General features: G+C 67.9%; 14 protein-coding genes and 2 pseudogenes. 10 read left to right on the top strand and 6 right to left on the bottom strand.

The genetic code is table 11. The features are described 5' to 3' along the window. Positions 1 to 9 precede the first annotated feature (9 nt). The 4 genes from pyrE (at position 10) to ABZ827_RS24660 (ending at position 2,759) form a co-directional block, all read left to right on the top strand. The gene (gene pyrE, locus ABZ827_RS24675) at positions 10 to 558 is read left to right on the top strand and encodes an orotate phosphoribosyltransferase (protein ID WP_357240988.1); all 549 of its coding nucleotides are present in this window, start codon (positions 10 to 12) and stop codon (positions 556 to 558) included. An 83-nt stretch (positions 559 to 641) separates the two neighbouring features. Further along, a complete protein-coding gene (locus tag ABZ827_RS24670) occupies positions 642 to 1,700 on the top strand; it encodes a beta-ketoacyl-ACP synthase 3 (protein WP_357241120.1) in 1,059 nt (352 codons plus the stop codon). A gap of 2 nt (positions 1,701 to 1,702) precedes the next feature. Further along, positions 1,703 to 2,392 (top strand): lysoplasmalogenase, encoded by a 690-nt coding sequence (locus tag ABZ827_RS24665; RefSeq protein ID WP_357240985.1) that lies wholly within the window; start codon positions 1,703 to 1,705, stop codon positions 2,390 to 2,392. Positions 2,393 to 2,450: 58 nt separating this feature from the next. Next, the gene (locus ABZ827_RS24660) at positions 2,451 to 2,759 is read left to right on the top strand and encodes a DUF4190 domain-containing protein (RefSeq protein WP_357240982.1); all 309 of its coding nucleotides are present in this window, start codon (positions 2,451 to 2,453) and stop codon (positions 2,757 to 2,759) included. Positions 2,760 to 2,801: 42 nt separating this feature from the next. Here the strand turns inward: ABZ827_RS24660 and ABZ827_RS24655 are convergent, their stop codons facing one another. Then, complete coding sequence (locus tag ABZ827_RS24655) at positions 2,802 to 3,605, bottom strand: RNA methyltransferase (protein WP_357240979.1); 804 nt, start codon at positions 3,603 to 3,605, stop codon at positions 2,802 to 2,804. Between the two features lie 392 nt (positions 3,606 to 3,997). On the opposite strand from ABZ827_RS24655, the gene ABZ827_RS24650 reads away from it, so the two are divergent. Continuing rightward, the gene (locus ABZ827_RS24650; RefSeq protein ID WP_357241117.1) at positions 3,998 to 5,086 is read left to right on the top strand and encodes a glycoside hydrolase family 76 protein; all 1,089 of its coding nucleotides are present in this window, start codon (positions 3,998 to 4,000) and stop codon (positions 5,084 to 5,086) included. A 78-nt stretch (positions 5,087 to 5,164) separates the two neighbouring features. On the opposite strand, the pseudogene ABZ827_RS24645 reads toward ABZ827_RS24650, so the two are convergent. Then, positions 5,165 to 5,812, bottom strand: a pseudogene (locus ABZ827_RS24645) (DedA family protein); the annotation flags it as partial. Between the two features lie 204 nt (positions 5,813 to 6,016). Next, positions 6,017 to 6,571, bottom strand: a pseudogene (locus ABZ827_RS24640) (VTT domain-containing protein); the annotation flags it as partial. A 209-nt stretch (positions 6,572 to 6,780) separates the two neighbouring features. On the opposite strand from ABZ827_RS24640, the gene fbaA reads away from it, so the two are divergent. Together fbaA and ABZ827_RS24630 are read left to right on the top strand one after the other, a co-directional pair. Next, positions 6,781 to 7,815 (top strand): class II fructose-bisphosphate aldolase, encoded by a 1,035-nt coding sequence (gene fbaA, locus ABZ827_RS24635; protein ID WP_357240976.1) that lies wholly within the window; start codon positions 6,781 to 6,783, stop codon positions 7,813 to 7,815. A gap of 24 nt (positions 7,816 to 7,839) precedes the next feature. Then, complete coding sequence (locus tag ABZ827_RS24630) at positions 7,840 to 8,955, top strand: BTAD domain-containing putative transcriptional regulator (protein ID WP_357240973.1); 1,116 nt, start codon at positions 7,840 to 7,842, stop codon at positions 8,953 to 8,955. 282 nt (positions 8,956 to 9,237) lie between these two features. On the opposite strand, the gene ABZ827_RS24625 is transcribed toward ABZ827_RS24630, so the two are convergent. Further along, positions 9,238 to 10,527, bottom strand: a complete 1,290-nt coding sequence (locus ABZ827_RS24625) for an adenylosuccinate synthase (protein ID WP_357240971.1) — start codon at positions 10,525 to 10,527, stop codon at positions 9,238 to 9,240. Positions 10,528 to 10,728: 201 nt separating this feature from the next. On the opposite strand from ABZ827_RS24625, the gene ABZ827_RS24620 reads away from it, so the two are divergent. After that, positions 10,729 to 11,388, top strand: coding sequence for a hypothetical protein (locus ABZ827_RS24620; protein ID WP_357240967.1), 660 nt, complete (start codon positions 10,729 to 10,731; stop codon positions 11,386 to 11,388). Continuing rightward, a complete protein-coding gene (locus ABZ827_RS24615) occupies positions 11,385 to 12,164 on the top strand; it encodes a site-2 protease family protein (protein WP_357240964.1) in 780 nt (259 codons plus the stop codon). The genes ABZ827_RS24620 and ABZ827_RS24615 overlap by 4 nt, the downstream gene beginning before the upstream one ends. A gap of 48 nt (positions 12,165 to 12,212) precedes the next feature. Here the strand turns inward: ABZ827_RS24615 and ABZ827_RS24610 are convergent, their stop codons facing one another. Both ABZ827_RS24610 and ABZ827_RS24605 read right to left on the bottom strand, forming a co-directional pair. Further along, the gene (locus ABZ827_RS24610) at positions 12,213 to 13,340 is read right to left on the bottom strand and encodes an FUSC family protein (protein WP_357241114.1); all 1,128 of its coding nucleotides are present in this window, start codon (positions 13,338 to 13,340) and stop codon (positions 12,213 to 12,215) included. 35 nt (positions 13,341 to 13,375) lie between these two features. Further along, on the bottom strand, positions 13,376 to 13,819 hold the full coding sequence (locus ABZ827_RS24605; protein ID WP_357240962.1) for a DUF3151 domain-containing protein: 444 nt from the start codon (positions 13,817 to 13,819) through the stop codon (positions 13,376 to 13,378). Positions 13,820 to 13,905: 86 nt separating this feature from the next. Here ABZ827_RS24605 and ABZ827_RS24600 point away from each other — a divergent pair, with 86 nt between their 5' ends. Further along, a complete protein-coding gene (locus tag ABZ827_RS24600; RefSeq protein ID WP_357240959.1) occupies positions 13,906 to 16,143 on the top strand; it encodes a hypothetical protein in 2,238 nt (745 codons plus the stop codon). The last annotated feature ends 36 nt before the right edge of the window (positions 16,144 to 16,179 follow it).

Here is a 16,179-nt window from a genome sequence, read left to right as displayed (position 1 = left end):
AGGACACCGATGATCGACCAGGCAGCGACCGACCGGGATACCTTGGCCGGGCTGGTGCGCGATTTAGCAGTCGTGCACGGCCAGGTGACACTGTCCTCGGGCAAGGAGGCCGACTATTACGTCGACCTGCGGCGCGCGACCCTGCATCACCTGGCCGGACCGCTGATCGGCAAACTGCTGCGGGAACTGGTCGCGGATTGGGAATTCGACGCGGTCGGCGGGCTCACCATGGGTGCCGATCCGGTCGCGCTGGCCGTGATGCACGCGCCGGGCCGTCCGATCGATGCCTTCGTGGTGCGCAAGGCCGCGAAAACGCACGGCATGCAGCGGCAGATCGAGGGCCCCGATGTGGTGGGCAAACGGGTACTCGTCGTCGAGGACACCACCACTACCGGCAACTCCCCGCTGACCGCGGTCCGCGCGCTGCGCGATGTGGGCGCGACGGTGGTCGGGGTGGCCACCGTGGTCGACCGGGAAACCGGAGCGGATCGCGTGATCGCCGACGAAGGGCTGCCGTACCGCTCCATACTCGGTCTGAAGGATCTGGCGCTGAGCTGAACGACGACGGGCTGTTCAACGGTCTGCCGGGCTCCGTTAGCCTGTGAATCCGTCAGAACTGTGAATGAAGGGTCGTGAGCGTCGTGGTGAGCATCGCCGGTAAAAAAGGGCACGACAATGTCGCGATGCTCGGGATCGGTGCCTACCGGCCGCAGCGCGTGGTCAGCAACGACGAGGTGTGCCAGGTGCTGGACTCCTCGGACGAGTGGATCTTCGAACGCAGCGGTATCCGTAACCGGCGCTGGATCAGCGGCGACGAATCACTGCGGTCGATCTCGGTGGCCGCGGGTGGGCGGGCGTTGCGTAACAGCGGGGTGGATCCGTCGAAAATCGGCGCACTCATCCTCGCCACCTCCAGCTGGCCGATGCTGACCCCGCACGGTGCCCCCATCGTCGCCAGCGACCTCGGGATGAACGGTATCCCCGCCTTCGATCTGACCTCCGGCTGTGGTGGATTCGGGTACGGACTCGGTGTCGCCGCCGATATGATCCGGGCCGGTTCCGCGGAATATGTGCTGCTCATCGGTGCCGAGACGATGACCATCGGGATCGATCCCACCGATCGGGGTACGGCGTTCATCTTCGGTGACGGTGCCGGTGCGGTGGTGCTCGGACCGAGCGAGGAGAACGGTATCTCGCCGACGGTCTGGGGCAGCGACGGCGAGAATGCCGCCGCGATCAAACAGGACGTCAACTTCATCGACTATATGCAGCGAGCGCAGGATCTGCAGGGCACCGATCCCGAGGTGGAGCCGGTGGGCCGGATGGCGTTGCGGATGGAGGGCCCCCGGGTTTTCCGCTGGGCCGCCGTTACGCTGCCGCGGGCGTTGTCCACGGCGCTGGATGTGGCCGGGGTGTCGAAGGACGATATCGAGGTCTTCATCCCGCACCAGGCCAACGCCCGGATCAACGAGCTGATGAAGAAGAATCTCGGTCTGGCCGAAGATATCCCGATGGCGGGCGATATCGAGAACACCGGAAACACCTCCGCGGCATCGATTCCGCTGGCGATGGAGGAAATGCTGGCGACCGGTAAAGCCAAGGGCGGCCAGTTGGCGCTGCTGCTCGGATTCGGCGCCGGGCTCAGTTACGCCGGCCAGGTAGTGACTCTGCCGCCCGCGCCCGCCGAGGCGAGTCTGTAGCGATGCGCCCTTTCCGCGCGGGGTTCCTGGCCGCGACGGCGGTCACCGTGCTGGGCGCGCTGACCGGCCGGCAGCGGCTGCAATGGGCAGCGAAACCGCTGATGATGCCCTTGCTGGCGGCGGATATCGCAACCAGCCCAGCGGATATCGCACCGCTGGACCGGACGCTGCTGCTGGGTTCGCTCGGCGCCGCCACTATCGGTGATGTGCTCCTGATCGAGCCCGACGACGATCGCCGGCTCGTCGCGGGCGCCTCGTCGTTCGCGGTGATGCAGACCGGATACGCGGCGCTGTGGTGGCGTCAGGGTGCGCGGCCGCGCGCGGGTGCCGCCGTTCCGCGGGTGCTGGCCTGGGCGGGCGCCGTGGCGTTACTGCGCGCGAAGGCACCCGCGCTGGCCGTACCGTTGGGCGCCTACGGCGCGACGCTGGGTGGGGCGGCCGTGCTGGCCTCCGATCCGGCGCTGGCTCCCGACGCGGAAAGTCTTGCGGGACTGAATCTTCCGAACGCGGATCCGTACAGCAGGCTCGGTATCGGCGCGTTGTTGTTCACAGTTTCCGATGGGCTCATCGTGGCCCGGCGCCTGTTCGCCCGCGGGCAGCGGTCACGACAGGTGATCGAGGCGATCATTCTGGCGACCTACGGTGGCGCGCAGTTCCTGCTCGCCGATCCGGGGGCGCACGCCGGACGTTGAGTCGGTTCGCCCGGATTTCCGTTCGTGCGGATTCGCCCGCGGAGGTTACTATCCACGCATGAGCTACCCCACGCCGCCGCCCGGGTACGGCTATCCCGGCTACGGTCCGCCGCAGGACCATCCGCAAGCCACCACGATTCTGGTCCTCGGGATCGTCTCGCTGTTCTGTGCGCTGTGTGGGCCGTTCGCTTGGGTCATGGGTAAGAAGGCGCTCAACGAGATCGACGCCTCCGGCGGTGCGGTCGGCGGCCGCAGCAATGTGATGGTCGGTTATGTGCTCGGCATCATCACTTCGGTCCTGATGATCCTCTACGTGATCGCGCTGATCTTCTTCATCGTCATCGCGGTGGTCGGCGCATCGGCCTGATATCGGTCGGTCCCGGTCGGGAGTGGCCGGGGCCGCGGGTGCTCACCAGGCCGTGGTCAGATCCGCGTGCTGCCGGATCCAGGTGTGCATGGCGATACCCGCCGCCACCCCGGCGTTGATACTGCGAGTGGAACCGAACTGGGCGATGGATACGGTGAGTACCGCGGCGTCGCGGGCGCCGTCGCTCACCCCGGGCCCCTCCTGACCGAACAGCAGCAGGCAGTTCCGCGGTAATCGCACTGTTTCCAGCGGAACCGAGCCCGGTACGTTGTCCACCGCGACCACACTCAGGTCCTCGGCGGTGGTGAATTCCAGCAGCGCCTCGATATCGGGGTGATGAGTGATGTGCTGGTACCGGTCGGTGACCATGGCGCCGCGGCGATTCCAGCGGCGGCGGCCGACGATATGGACCCTGCCTGCGGCGAATGCGTTGGCCGTCCGAACCACGGTGCCGATATTCGCGTCGTGACCGAAGTTCTCGATCGCTATGTGGAATGGGTGCCGGCGCCGGTCGATATCGGCGACGATCGCTTCCCGGGTCCAGTAGCGGTAGGCGTCCACCACATTGCGGCGATCTCCGTCCGCGAGCAGGTCCGGGTCGAGCCGGTCGTCCTCCGGCGGCGGTTCGGCGTGTTCCGCGGCCCACGGACCGACTCCGTTCGGGTGTTCGCCCCATTCGGTGGGGCCCGGGCCGGTGCCGGTGGCGTTCCCGGCGTGTTCGCCGTCGGTGTCGCCGTGGTGCCCTGCGTTCGGCTCCGGTGCCGGCGCAACCGCCGCGGTCGCTCCGGATGCCCGCTCCGGGCGCCGGGAGGGGTCGGAGTCGGCGGATGGCCGTGCGTTCGTCACGGCACGATCGTAGTGCGGGGCCGGGTCACGGTCGCCGTTCGGTCCGGTCCGCTCGAAAGTGCCTGTGCCGATGCGAATCTCTGCCCGGCCATGAATTCGGGCCGAAGGCACGCGCGGAGCGGCTCCGATTTGTTAACCCGGCTTGACATAGCAATAGGACATTGCTCCCCGCTCTGTCCGGCAGTGATTCACTCCGAATCCGACACAGGAGACGGAAAGCCGAACGGTTCCGCCTCGACTCGATAACAATTGAGCGGCGGGAATTCCGGTTTTCCTGGCAATATGGGTGCATGACCTCGCCCAGCGACGATCTCGACGTTTCCCGGCGCGCGGGCGGGCAACAGCGCAGGCCGCAGGGCGTCCCCGCGACACTTTGGTCCCACCGTGCCGATATGGCCGAGGCCGCTGTCGTATCGCGGCATCTGAAACCGCTGTGGCTGCTACCCGGCACCGTGCTCGGCGCGGTGGGCTGGCCCCCGACTCGGCGCGAGCGTTTCTTCCTGACCTGGCACTACTGGTGGCAGGCCCATCTCATCGACTGTGCTGTCGACGCCGCCAACCGCGCGCCGACCATCGAACGGCGTAAACGGATCCGCGCCCTGGTCCGCACGCATCGGCTGCGGAACATCACCGGCTGGACCAACCGCTATTACGACGATATGGCCTGGCTGGCCATCGCCCTGGAACGTGCCGCCCGGGTCCAGGACAACGACGAAGCGCGCGGTGGTCTCGGGCCGCTGGAGCAGAAACTCTACGGTGCGTGGGATCCGGCGGTCGGCGGCGGGATCCCGTGGCGGGTCGGCGCGGATTTCTACAACACCCCCGCCAACGGCCCGGCCGGTATCGCGCTGTCGCGTCTCGGCCGCTACGAGCGCGCCGCCGATACGGCGAACTGGATCGAGGGCACCCTGCGCGATCCGGAAACCGGGCTGATCTTCGACGGGATCCACCTGCCTTCCGGCACGATCGAACGCACGATCTACAGCTACTGCCAGGGTGTGGTACTCGGGCTGGAAACCGAGCTCGCGGTGCACACCGGCGATCCGGTACATCTCGACCGGGTGCATCGCCTGCTGGACGCGGTCGAGGACAACCTCACCACCGACGCCGTCGTCCGCGGCGGCTCCGGCGGCGACGGGGGGCTGTTCAACGGCATCCTCATCCGCAACCTCGCGCTGGTGGCGCTCATGTTGCCCGGATCCGAACACGAACAACTCGCCGACCGGCGGATCGCGGCCCGGATCGTCAAGGAATCGGCGACGGCGGCCTGGGGGAACCGGCTCGATGTCGAGGGCGAACCGCTGTTCGGCCACGATTGGACGCGTTCGGCCCAGTTGCCGGGCGGTACCGCGGGTGCGGGGGGCCTCAACCCGAACGGCGCGGTGACTTCCTCGCGGGTGCCCGAACGCGATCTATCGGTACAGCTCGCGGGTTGGATGCTCATGGAAGCCGCCCATACGGTCACCGCGGCCGGGTTGTAGTTCGTACGGCGCGCGGTCGCCCTCCCGCGGCTCCGGGTCGCGGCCGTTGACCCCCGGGGTGGTCTCGGCGGTGGTGGAGTCCAGTTCGAAATCCTCGGCCGGCTGAGCCATCTCGTGGCGGTACTGCCGGATACCGATAACGGTGCCCACGATGAGACAGAGCACCAGCGAGCCGATCACGATCGGCGTCAACCAGGCGAACTGCTGGATGAAGCTCCCCGCGTAGTAGCCCAGCAGCAGCAGTACCGGGGCCCAGATGACGGCGCCGATGGTACTGGCGATGGTGTAGCGGCGATGGTCCATTTCGGCTGCGCCCGCCACCATCGGGCACAAGGTGCGCACCCACGGGATCCACCGCGCGATCAGCACCGCGACGAATCCGTGCCGGCGCAGCAGTTCGGCTACCCGTGACAGATTCTGGGTGTTGATATATCGCCCGTTCTTCCGGGCGACCATCTTGTGCCCGGTGCGGCGCCCGACAACGTAGCCGACTTGGTTCCCGGCGATCGCCGCGAGCATCGCACCTACCGACAGCAGCCACACCTGGGTTTCCCCGCTGGCGTGCGAGGCCATCACGACGCCCGCGGTGAGCAACATCGAATCGCCGGGCAGGAACAGGCCGAGGATGAACGCGCATTCCAGGAAGACGAAGGTCAGGACCACTGTCCAGACCAGCGCCGGACCGGCGGAGATCAGTGGGTCGAAGTTACCCATCGCATGGGGCATGGCCGAGACGGACACCATCGACTACCGTGCTGGGGTCTCGTTCGGGGCGGCCGCTGTGTTGCCCGGCACCACCGGCAGCGGCATGGTGCTGGTGACCTTTTCCGGCATATCCACGGCCGGCATTTCGGCGGTGGAGACCAGCGCGTGCCCGGGCTCGGGCTCGGCCTTGCGGTTCAGCAGTTTCTTGGCCACCGCGCTGATACCCGGCAGGATCGAGACGAACACGATGAGCAGGAATATCGCCTCGACATGGTCGCGGATGAAGGCCACGTTGCCCAGGAAGTATCCGAGAACGGTGACCCCGCCGCCCCAGGCGACCGCGCCGACGATATCGAAGGCCACATAGCGCCGATAGCTCATCTTCGACACACCGGCGAGCACGGGCATGAAGGTCCGGACGATCGGGACGAATCGGGCAAGGATGATCGTTTTGGGGCCGTGTTTCTCGAAGAACTCGTGCGTTTCGGTCACATAGCTCTTCTTGAAGAAGCGGGTGTCCTCTTTGTTGAAGAGTGCGGGTCCGATGGCCCGGCCGATCCAGTAACCGCATTGATCACCGGCGAAAGCGATGAATACGACCGCCGGCAGCAACACCCAGATGGATATCGGAGGGTTCTCCTGAGCCGACAGCAGACCGCCCGTGAACAGCAGCGAATCGCCGGGGAGCAGGGGGAACAGCAGGCCGGTCTCGATGAAGACGATCACCAGAATCGCCGGTAGCACCGCGTTCTTCAACCAGGTCTCGGTCAACAGGTGCATCGGGTCGAGCAGTTCGGTCAGAGCCAGATTGCTCGTCACCGCGTCGGTAGCTGCCAGCGCAATCACCCGGCCCACAGTACCGGTTACATCCGGCCCCGCAGGGTGCGGCGGCGCAAACAATCCCCTTATACCGGACGAATCCCGCCTGCCTTAGGGTATGTGCAGAAACAGACAATCCCCGTCTGCCGCACAACACGGAGGTCTTCACAGTGCCGATCGCGACTCCGGAGGTCTACGCCGAGATGCTCGGCCAGGCCAAGGCGAACTCCTTCGCCTTCCCGGCCATCAACTGCACATCGTCGGAGACGATCAACGCGGCGATCAAGGGTTTCGCCGAGGCCGGCAGTGACGGGATCATCCAGTTCTCCACCGGCGGCGCGGAATTCGGTTCCGGTCAGGGTGTGAAGGATATGGTCACCGGCGCTGTCGCGCTGGCCGAGTTCGCGCATATCGTGGCCGAAAAGTACGGCGTCACGATCGCGCTGCACACCGATCACTGCCCCAAGGACAAGCTGGACGGATTCGTCCGCCCGCTGCTGGCCATCTCGCAGGAGCGGGTGAACGCCGGGCGCAACCCGCTGTTCCAGTCGCATATGTGGGACGGTTCGGCGGTCCCGATCGACGAGAATCTGTCGATCGCCCAGGAGCTGCTCTCCGCCGCGGAAGCAGCCAAGATCATCCTCGAGGTCGAGATCGGTGTGGTCGGCGGTGAAGAGGACGGTGTCGAGGCCGAGATCAACGATAAGCTCTACACCTCGCCCGCGGATTTCGAGAAAACCATCGACGCGCTGGGTACCGGTGAGAAGGGCAAATACCTGCTCGCCGCCACCTTCGGCAATGTGCACGGTGTGTACAAGCCGGGCAATGTGGTGCTCAAGCCCGAGGTGCTGGCCGAGGGGCAGCGGGTCGCCGTGGCCAAACTGGGCCTGAGCGACGACGCGCAGCCGTTCGATTTCGTATTCCACGGCGGGTCGGGGTCGCTGAAATCGGAGATCGACGATTCGCTGCGCTACGGCGTGGTGAAGATGAACGTCGACACCGACACCCAGTACGCCTTCACCCGGCCGATCGCCGCGCATATGTTCGGTAACTACGACGGTGTGCTCAAGATCGACGGCGAGGTCGGCAACAAGAAGACCTACGATCCGCGCAGCTACCTGAAGAAGGCCGAGCTCTCGATGGCGCAGCGGGTAGTGGAGGCGTGCGAGGCACTGCGGTCCGCGGGACGCTCCGTCAGTGCCTGACCCAGCTACCGTGTCCACCGCGAGATGACCCTCGACCTCCGTGTGCTGGGGCCCGTACAACTGACGATCGGCGGTGAGCCGGTCCCCGTCGGCGGGCCCAAACCGCGAGCGCTGCTGGCCGCGCTCGCGGTGAACCGGCGCCGTGCCGTGGCCTCGTCGACGCTGGCCGATATGGTCTGGAACGAGGCCCCGCCGGACGCCTACGCCGCCAGCCTCCAGGTCTTCGTCTCCAATATCCGCAAGGCATTGCGGAATTCGGGGGTGGACCCGGTGGGGCTGCTGCGCACGGAATCCGCCGGATACCGGCTCGAGATCGCCGACGAAGCCTGCGATCTCGGCCGGTTCGAGGCCGCCCGCGATGCCGGGAACCGCGCCACGGGCGCCGGGGACCACGCATCGGCGTCGCGCCTGTTCACCACCGCTCTGCGCGAGTGGAACGGACGCGCGCTCTCGGACCTGGCCGGTCTGGGATTCGCGGACAGTTTCGCGACCGCGATGGAAGAAGAACGGCTGCTGGCGGTTTCGGCGCGGTTCGACGCGGAGATCGCCTGCGGGCGGGCCACCGCGGTGATCGGTGAACTGGTCGCGCTGACCAATGAGTATCCACTGCGGGAACCGCTGTGGGGCCAGCTCATCACCGCGCTGTACCTGTCCGAACGGCATGCCGACGCGCTGGAGGCGTGCCGCCGGGTGCGGACGGTCCTGGCCGAGGAACTCGGGATCGACCCGGGCCCCGCCCTGGTCGAGCTGGAGAGCCGGGTGTTGCGTCAGGAGCCGCTGAGCACGGTCGAATTCAAAACGGCCGAGCGGATGGCCGCCGCGATGACGGATACGGTCACCGAGGTGCCGCGTACGGTGCGCAGCGGGCAGTTGCGGTTACCGGACGGACGTCTGGTGATGGTGGGGCACGGTGGTTTCCGGATCGGCCGGATGACCGATAACGATCTGGTTCTCGACGATCCGAAGGCCAGCCGATACCACGCCCAGATCAAACTGGGCCGGGCCGGGCTGCTGTTGGAGGATCTGGGTTCGGCGAACGGGGTCTACGTCAACGACGAGCCGACCGATTCCGCACTGCTCGCGGACGGCGACGCGATCCGCATCGGAACAACCGTCCTGGTCTTCCAAGCCGTACGCTGACCCCCGAACACCCCGGCCGAGTACCCCACCCTCCACATGGGTGGGGCCCGCCCGGTTCTGGAGCGACCAGAGGAAGGGAGCGCAGCGACCGCCCGGCGGGAGTGAAGAACCGGGCTACCCGGGGCCCCACCCTCGAGCCGCGGAGCGGCTCCAATTACACAGCCCGCCCCTTCACGGATGGCTCACTGAGAGATCCTGACCCCAGTATTTACGAGCCCCGGACTCCCACGAACTCCGGTCAACCGGTTTCTTCTCGCGATCCCGGTGTCCCCCGCCGCGACCCTATCCCAGAATGTCGTGGCGGACGATCGTCTGCTCGCGGCCCGGGCCCACACCGATGCAGGAGATCCGCGCACCGGAGAGTTCCTCCAGCCGGCGGACGTAGGCCTGAGCGTTGACCGGGAGTTCCTCGAAGGTGCGGGCCCCGGAAATATCCTCCCACCAGCCCGGCATCTCCTCGAAGATCGGTTTGGCGTGGTGGAACCCGGTCTGGGTGGTCGGCATCTGCTCGACCCGCTCCCCGTCCACCTCGTAGGCCACGCAGATCGGGACCCGGTCCAGGCTGGACAGTACGTCAAGTTTGGTGAGGAAGTAGTCGGTGATTCCGTTGACCCGGGTGGCGTAGCGGGCGATCACCGCGTCGAACCAGCCGCAGCGCCGGGCGCGACCGGTGGTCACCCCGACCTCGCCGCCGGCCTTCGCCAGATAGGCGCCCGATTCGTCGAACAGTTCGGTCGGGAAAGGTCCGGAGCCGACCCGGGTGGTGTACGCCTTCAGGATGCCCAGCACCGTGCCGATCTGGTTGGGCCCGATACCGGCGCCCACCGCGGCACCGCCGGCGGTCGGGTTGGACGAGGTGACGTACGGATAGGTGCCGTGGTCGACGTCGAGCAGCGTGCCCTGCGACCCTTCCAGCAGGACGGTTTCGCCGCGTTCGATCGCGAGGTTCAGTTCCAGGCGGGTATCGCTGATCCGGTGCGCGAACTTCTCCGCCTGCGTCAGCACCTCGTCCACGACCTGCTGCGGCTCCAGGGCCCGGCGGTTGTAGATCTTCACCAGGACCTGGTTCTTGAACTCGAGCGCCGCCTCCACCTTCTGGGTGAGGATCTTCTCGTCCAGGACATCGGCGACGCGCACCCCGACCCGCGCCACTTTGTCCTGGTAGCAGGGGCCGATACCGCGGCCGGTGGTGCCGATCTTGTTGTTGCCGAGGAAGCGTTCGGTGACCTTATCGATGGCCACGTGGTACGGCATGATCAGGTGGGCGTCCGCGGAGAGCAGCAGGCCCGAGGTGTCGACACCGCGCTCCTCCAAGCCCGCCACTTCGTCGAGCAGCACGCCGGGGTCGACGACCACGCCGTTGCCGATGACGTTGCGGACTCCGGGCGTCAGGATTCCCGAGGGGATCAGGTGCAGCGCGAAGTTGTCCCCGTTGGGCAGCACCACGGTATGGCCGGCATTGTTGCCGCCCTGGTACCGCACTACCCACTGCACCCGGCCGCCGAGTAGATCGGTGGCTTTGCCCTTGCCCTCGTCGCCCCACTGGGCGCCGATGAGGACGATTGCCGGCATGGTCGTGTCTCCTACGGGTCGACGCGCAACACGCACCTCGTGCTGCAGCTACCTGCCGTAATGGGGAGGAAGCCGGGAGCACAGTCTACTCGAGCCGCCGAACGCCGCGGGGTACGCCCGCTGTACCAGGCCCGTTGTGCGAGTCGCCGCGGTGCACCCTCTACACTCGTGGACGACCGGTCCGAGGAGGGTGTTGGGCGTTTGAGTACCCATGTTCTCCGCTGCGCCGATGCTCCGGTACCTATCGCGCTCGCCGCCCAGCCCACGACACAGACCGAGGCTGTTCCGGATTCCGCGCTGATCGACGAACTGTTGCCGGTACTGGCAGCGGACAGTCTGCCGCGGCTGATCGTGCTCGGTACCGATGCCGCGCTGGCCGCCGTGCTCACCCATCTGATGCGCACCGAACGACTGCATGTGGAGGTGGCGTACGTGCCGCCCGACCACACGTACGCGGCGCGGGCCTATCAGCTCGACACCGGTAATTCCGCGGCGCGCCGCGCGCTCGAGGGGACCGTCGAGGAGGTCCCGCTGGTGCGGGACGATACCGGCACAGTTCTGGTGGGCCGGGCCAAGATCACCGGGCCGGGTGGAGGGAACCTGGCCGGCGAGGCCTATGTCGACGACACGCGGTTGTTCACCGGGGAGGTCCGGGCCATGTTCGTCACCCCGACCCTCGAGCTGCCGGGGGTCCGGGCCAGTGTGCCGCGCCGGTTCCGGCGCCGCCGCTGGACCGCCGGACGGGCCGCCCAGCTGGGCACGCCGGCGGCGGTGGTCGACCGGGACGGTGTGCAGAGCGACAGGACGGTGCCCCGGTCGAGTTTCTACCGGTACCACGAACCCTGGCTACTGGTGAGATGAGCGGCGAGGTCCGGGCGCTGCGGCGCGGTGCGGTGCGGCCCAGCCCGATATTCCTGCTGGTCCTGCTGCTGGCGGTGGCAGGCGGTGTGCTTGCCTGGACTGCCGAGCTGGATTCGGTGCGGGCGAAGGCCGGGGTTTTCGTGCTTGTGGTGTTCGGCTGGGTGGTGAGCCTGTGCCTGCACGAATTCGCGCACGCCTATCTGGCCTGGCGGGCCGGTGACCGTGAGGTGGAACTGCGCGGATATCTGACCTTGAATCCGCTCAAATACAGCCACCCGCTGCTGTCGATCGTGCTGCCTATGGTCTTCATCGCGCTGGGCGGGATCGGACTGCCCGGCGGCGCCGTGTACATCCACGCTCACCAGGTGGCGCCGCGAACCCAACGGCTGATCAGTGCCGCCGGTCCGGCGGTGAACGCCCTCTGCGCGGTGGTGCTGTTGCTGATCGTGCGGCTGTTCGGCAGTTCACAGGACAACCCGGCATTCTGGTTCGGACTGAGCTTCCTGGCCTTCCTGCAGGTGACGGCGACCCTGCTGAACCTGCTCCCGATACCCGGCCTGGACGGTTACGGCGTTATCGAACCGTCCCTGAGCTACCAGACCCGCCGCGGCCTGGATCAGTTCAAACCGTTCGGCATGCTCATCCTGTTCGCCCTGCTGTTCACCCCCGCGATCAACCAGGTCTTCTTCGACGCGGTCTACGCACTCTTCGACCTGTCCGGAGTCTCCGACGACTGGTCCCGCTACGGCAGCTACCTGACCCGCTTCTGGGCCTAGCCCGCCGACCCGGCCACGATCGAACGCGCCCAGCAGTGGTGCCGAGTCTCAATTCTGGGGAGTCACATACGGATGCGGCACGGTCGGCGGTAGCAGGGCCAGTGCCGAGATCCGCTGGACCCCACATACCTGCATGAGGTCCACCAGGGTGGACCGGATCTGGGCGAAAACCACATGTGCCGACAAGCCGGCACCCTCGACGATCTCCGGCCGAGCCTGTTTGGCCACCGTGCGCAGTGCGCGGGCCGCCTCCGCTCGGTCCGGTTGTTCGCCCGGATCGGCCAGCACCATCCGCCGGACCACGTCCACCGCCGTGGCCAGCCGTTCCATTTCCTCGATCAGCCCGGGTTTGAGGATTTCGTCATCGCGCACCAGCGTCAGCGAGCGGCGCAGCAGCACCCGCGTGTTGCGGACCGCGTTGTCCAGCGGGTCGGTTGCCGCGCGTAATCGCTTCAGCCGGCCGCGGGAATTCCAGTAGAGCGGGGATATCCGGCTCACCTCGCGCCCGCCCTCCAGCGTTTTGCGCAGCGAATCCAGCTGCTGCTGGGTGGCGCGGACCGCGGTGAGCGCGTCGTGGATCTTGCCCGGATCCTGTTCCAGCAGGCCGTGCGCGCAATCGGTGAGAGATTTCCCCACGACTCCGAGGATCGCCGCGGCCTGTTCCCGGGCGCGGCGCACCGGATGCAGGGGCAGCGCGGCGACAACCACCACGCCCACCAGGCCGCCGATCAGCGCGTCGACCATCCGGGACGCGCCGGCTCCGCTTTCCGGCGGCATCAGTGTCGCCACCAGTACGGCCGACCCGGAGGCCTGGATTCCGATGATGGGGCCACCGTCGAGGAAGATGGCCAGCGACATCGCCGCCGCCACCACCAGCGCGATCTGCCAGACCCCGGTCCCCACCTGCGAGATGAACAGATCGCCGACGCCGATACCGACCGCCACCCCGACCACCAGTTCGAGCGAACGGCGCAGCCGCGCACCGAACGCGGTGCCGATCGACACGATGGCGGCCGTCGGGGCGAAGAACGGCAGCGCATGCCCGACCACATCTTTGGCCAGGAACCAGGCCAGCGCGGCGGCCAGCGAGCATTGCAGAATCGGGAGAGCCGAGAGCCGCAGGCGGGTCCAGGAACGGCGCAGGCGTTCGGCGCCGCGGACCCGGGCCCGCGACATTCGTGAGTTCGGGTCGGTCACTGCCGCGATATCGTTCAGCCCAGACCGAGTTCCCCGGCCGCCCGGGGATCACAATCCTCGAGCAGGTCGAGGCAGCGGGCGTATTCATCGGTTTCGCCGATCGCCTTCGCCGCCTTCGCCAGGACCGCGACACTGCGCAGGAACCCGCGGTTGGGTTCGTGCTCCCACGGCACCGGGCCGAAACCCTTCCAGCCGTTGCGGCGCAGGAGGTCCAAGCCGCGGTGGTAGCCGGTGCGGGCGAACGCGTAGGCGGCGACCAGGTCGTGGTTCACCGGGTCCGCGGCGTCGCCGGCCCGTTCCAAGGCGGCTTCGGCCAGGGACGCCCAGGCGATCGAGGCAGCCGGGTTGTCGGCCGCGACACGCACCGGATCGGTGCCCGCGTCGAGTGCGTCTTCCGCCGCGTGCAGTTCAGGAAGGAGTACGGGTTGCGGTCCGAGCAGATCACCGAACGAGGTCATGCGGTTCATTGTGCACGGCCGACGGGAATGCTCGATAGGCTGGCCTTCTACGTCACATACTGTTCGCCCAGCAACGAGGGGTTTAGGTGCCGCACCCGACCGACGACGAGAAACCGACGCACTCCGAATCGGGCTCCGGTTCGCCTGCCGAGGCGACGGACACGCAGGACACCGGATCGACGCTGTCACAGGCAGCCGATGCGGTGACCTCGCGGTTCCGTCGGGCGATCGGGCGCGATACCGGACCGCACGACGACGCACCCGCTCCCGGCGAGAGCAACGCACCTACGGAAGCCATCCCACGTGCGTCCGCTGCCGGTAGTTCCGACGACACGGACTCTCCGGAAGCCGGCGCCGCTCCCGAAACGGGGAACGGCACCGACGGGTCCGGTGATACGACCGAGCGGATCAGTGCGTCCGCGGCGGGTACGGGTCCAGCGGACGAGACGAACTCCGCGCAGACGTCCGGAGACGAGCCGGAGCCCGGCGACGATGAGCCGGCCGTGGCCGCGAGTGATGCGCGCGAGCCGGAAACTGTATCCGATCAGCGGGGATCCGAAGGGGAGCAACCGGGCTCCGAGGAGAAGCCGGCCGCTGACGAGACAACCGGATCTCCGGAGGAGACAACCGAGGCTGGAGCGGGGGACAGCGAGCGGTCCGAGGACCCGGCCGGGGACGAGGAACCCACCCCGGCTTCCGAGGAAGCCGATTCCGGCGATACACAAGCCGAGGACGAGCCCGACGATACGGTCACGGTCGGAGCCGAGACGGCGGAACCCGCCACGTCGGCGACGGGAACCGGCGACACGGAGACGGCCGGGACCGAGTCCGTCACGGTGGAAACCGCTGGGAGCGATATTTCGGGGAACGCGACGGCTTCCGGCGGCAGTACAACCGCAGCGGCCGTAAGCGCTGCCGGGAAGCTCGCCGAAGGAGATGTCCCCGACTCCGCCGCGGACAAGTCCACCGTCACCGCGTCCGACGGAGAAGCCGAAGCAGCGAGCAGCGCGGATGCCGCCGGCGAGAAGACCGGCGAGAGCGTCGACGACCTCGAGGCCGACGCGGGATCCCGGGCGGCCGAGGCCGGCGGTGCGGCCGTCGCCGCGAAATCGGCCGATGTTGCTGATGACAGCGCGGGCGAGCCGGCCGCTGGCGGTTCCGGCAATGCTGAGGAAGCCGCCGCCGGATCCGAACCGGCCGAAGCCGCCGAGAAGCCCGGAGAGGCCGAGAAACCCGAAGCCGCCGAGAAGTCAGAGGCTGAGAAGCGGGAAGCCGCCGGCAGGTCCGAAGAGGCCGACGGCGCCGCGGACGAAGGCGGAACCGCGCCGGGTGATGCGAAGGCGCAGGACGCGGAAGCCGAAGACGGGCGGGATATCTCCGAACCGGAGTCGGAAGGTGGTGAGGCGCGGACGGTCGTGATTCCGCGGCAGCCCCGGCCCGACGAGGCGCGGACCGTTTCCATGCCGGCGCAGAAACCGGACCCCGACGCCACCGCGCGTATCGATATGAACCAGGCGCGGAAGGCGGGCCGCGAGGGGCAGGCCTCCGGTGGCCAGCAGGGGCCCGCCAGAACCGATCGAGTGGGTCCGGGCGCACCGGCCCTGTCGAAACCGCCGTCCACCCCCCGCCCGCAGACCGGGCCGAAACGGCCGGGTCCGCAGGCGCCGGGGCGGCCCGATCAACCCGCGCCGCAGCGTCCCGGCGCTCCGCCGGCCGGGCAGCGGCAGACCGGCCGCCCGCAACCCGTGCCGCAGCGAGCGGGCGCGGCGCCCTCACCGGCCGATCTCAAACCGACGGTGGCCGAGCAGCGGGTCGCGCAGGCGCCGCAGTATTCCGCGCCGCAGCAGATTGCCCAACCGCAACGGGTGGAACCGGCCCCTGCTGCGGCGATGCCGGCTACGAATAAGAAGTGGCTGATCGCGGGTGGCGCTGCCGTGGCACTCGTGATCGCGTTGATCGCGATCCTGGTGGGCGTCGGTGCCGGTGACGATTCCCCGCAGGCCCGAATCCGCACGGCCATCGGCGATTACACGGGTGCGCTGGAAAGCGGTGATCTGCCCGCGCTGCGGGAGGTCACCTGCGGCTCGCTGCACGACTACTACCAGGGCCTGTCCGAGGATCAGTTCGCCGGCGTGCATCAGCAGGCGGTGGACGGGGGCACTATCCCGGAGGTCACCAGCGTCGACGCCGTCCAGATCACCGACCGGACGGCTCTCGCGCAGGTCACTGTGCAGACCGACGCGGACCCGGAGGAGACCGCCCGCACCTTCGATCTGCAGGAGACCGATAGCGGCTGGAAGGTGTGCGACCCGCCGAGCGAGTAACCGGAGCTGCCGTGCGAGGGCGCCGGTGTACCGGGG

It is taken from the genome of Nocardia sp. NPDC019395 (genome assembly GCF_040632335.1).
Classification (GTDB): domain Bacteria; phylum Actinomycetota; class Actinomycetes; order Mycobacteriales; family Mycobacteriaceae; genus Nocardia.
This window is presented reverse-complemented; position numbering and strand designations above follow the sequence as displayed.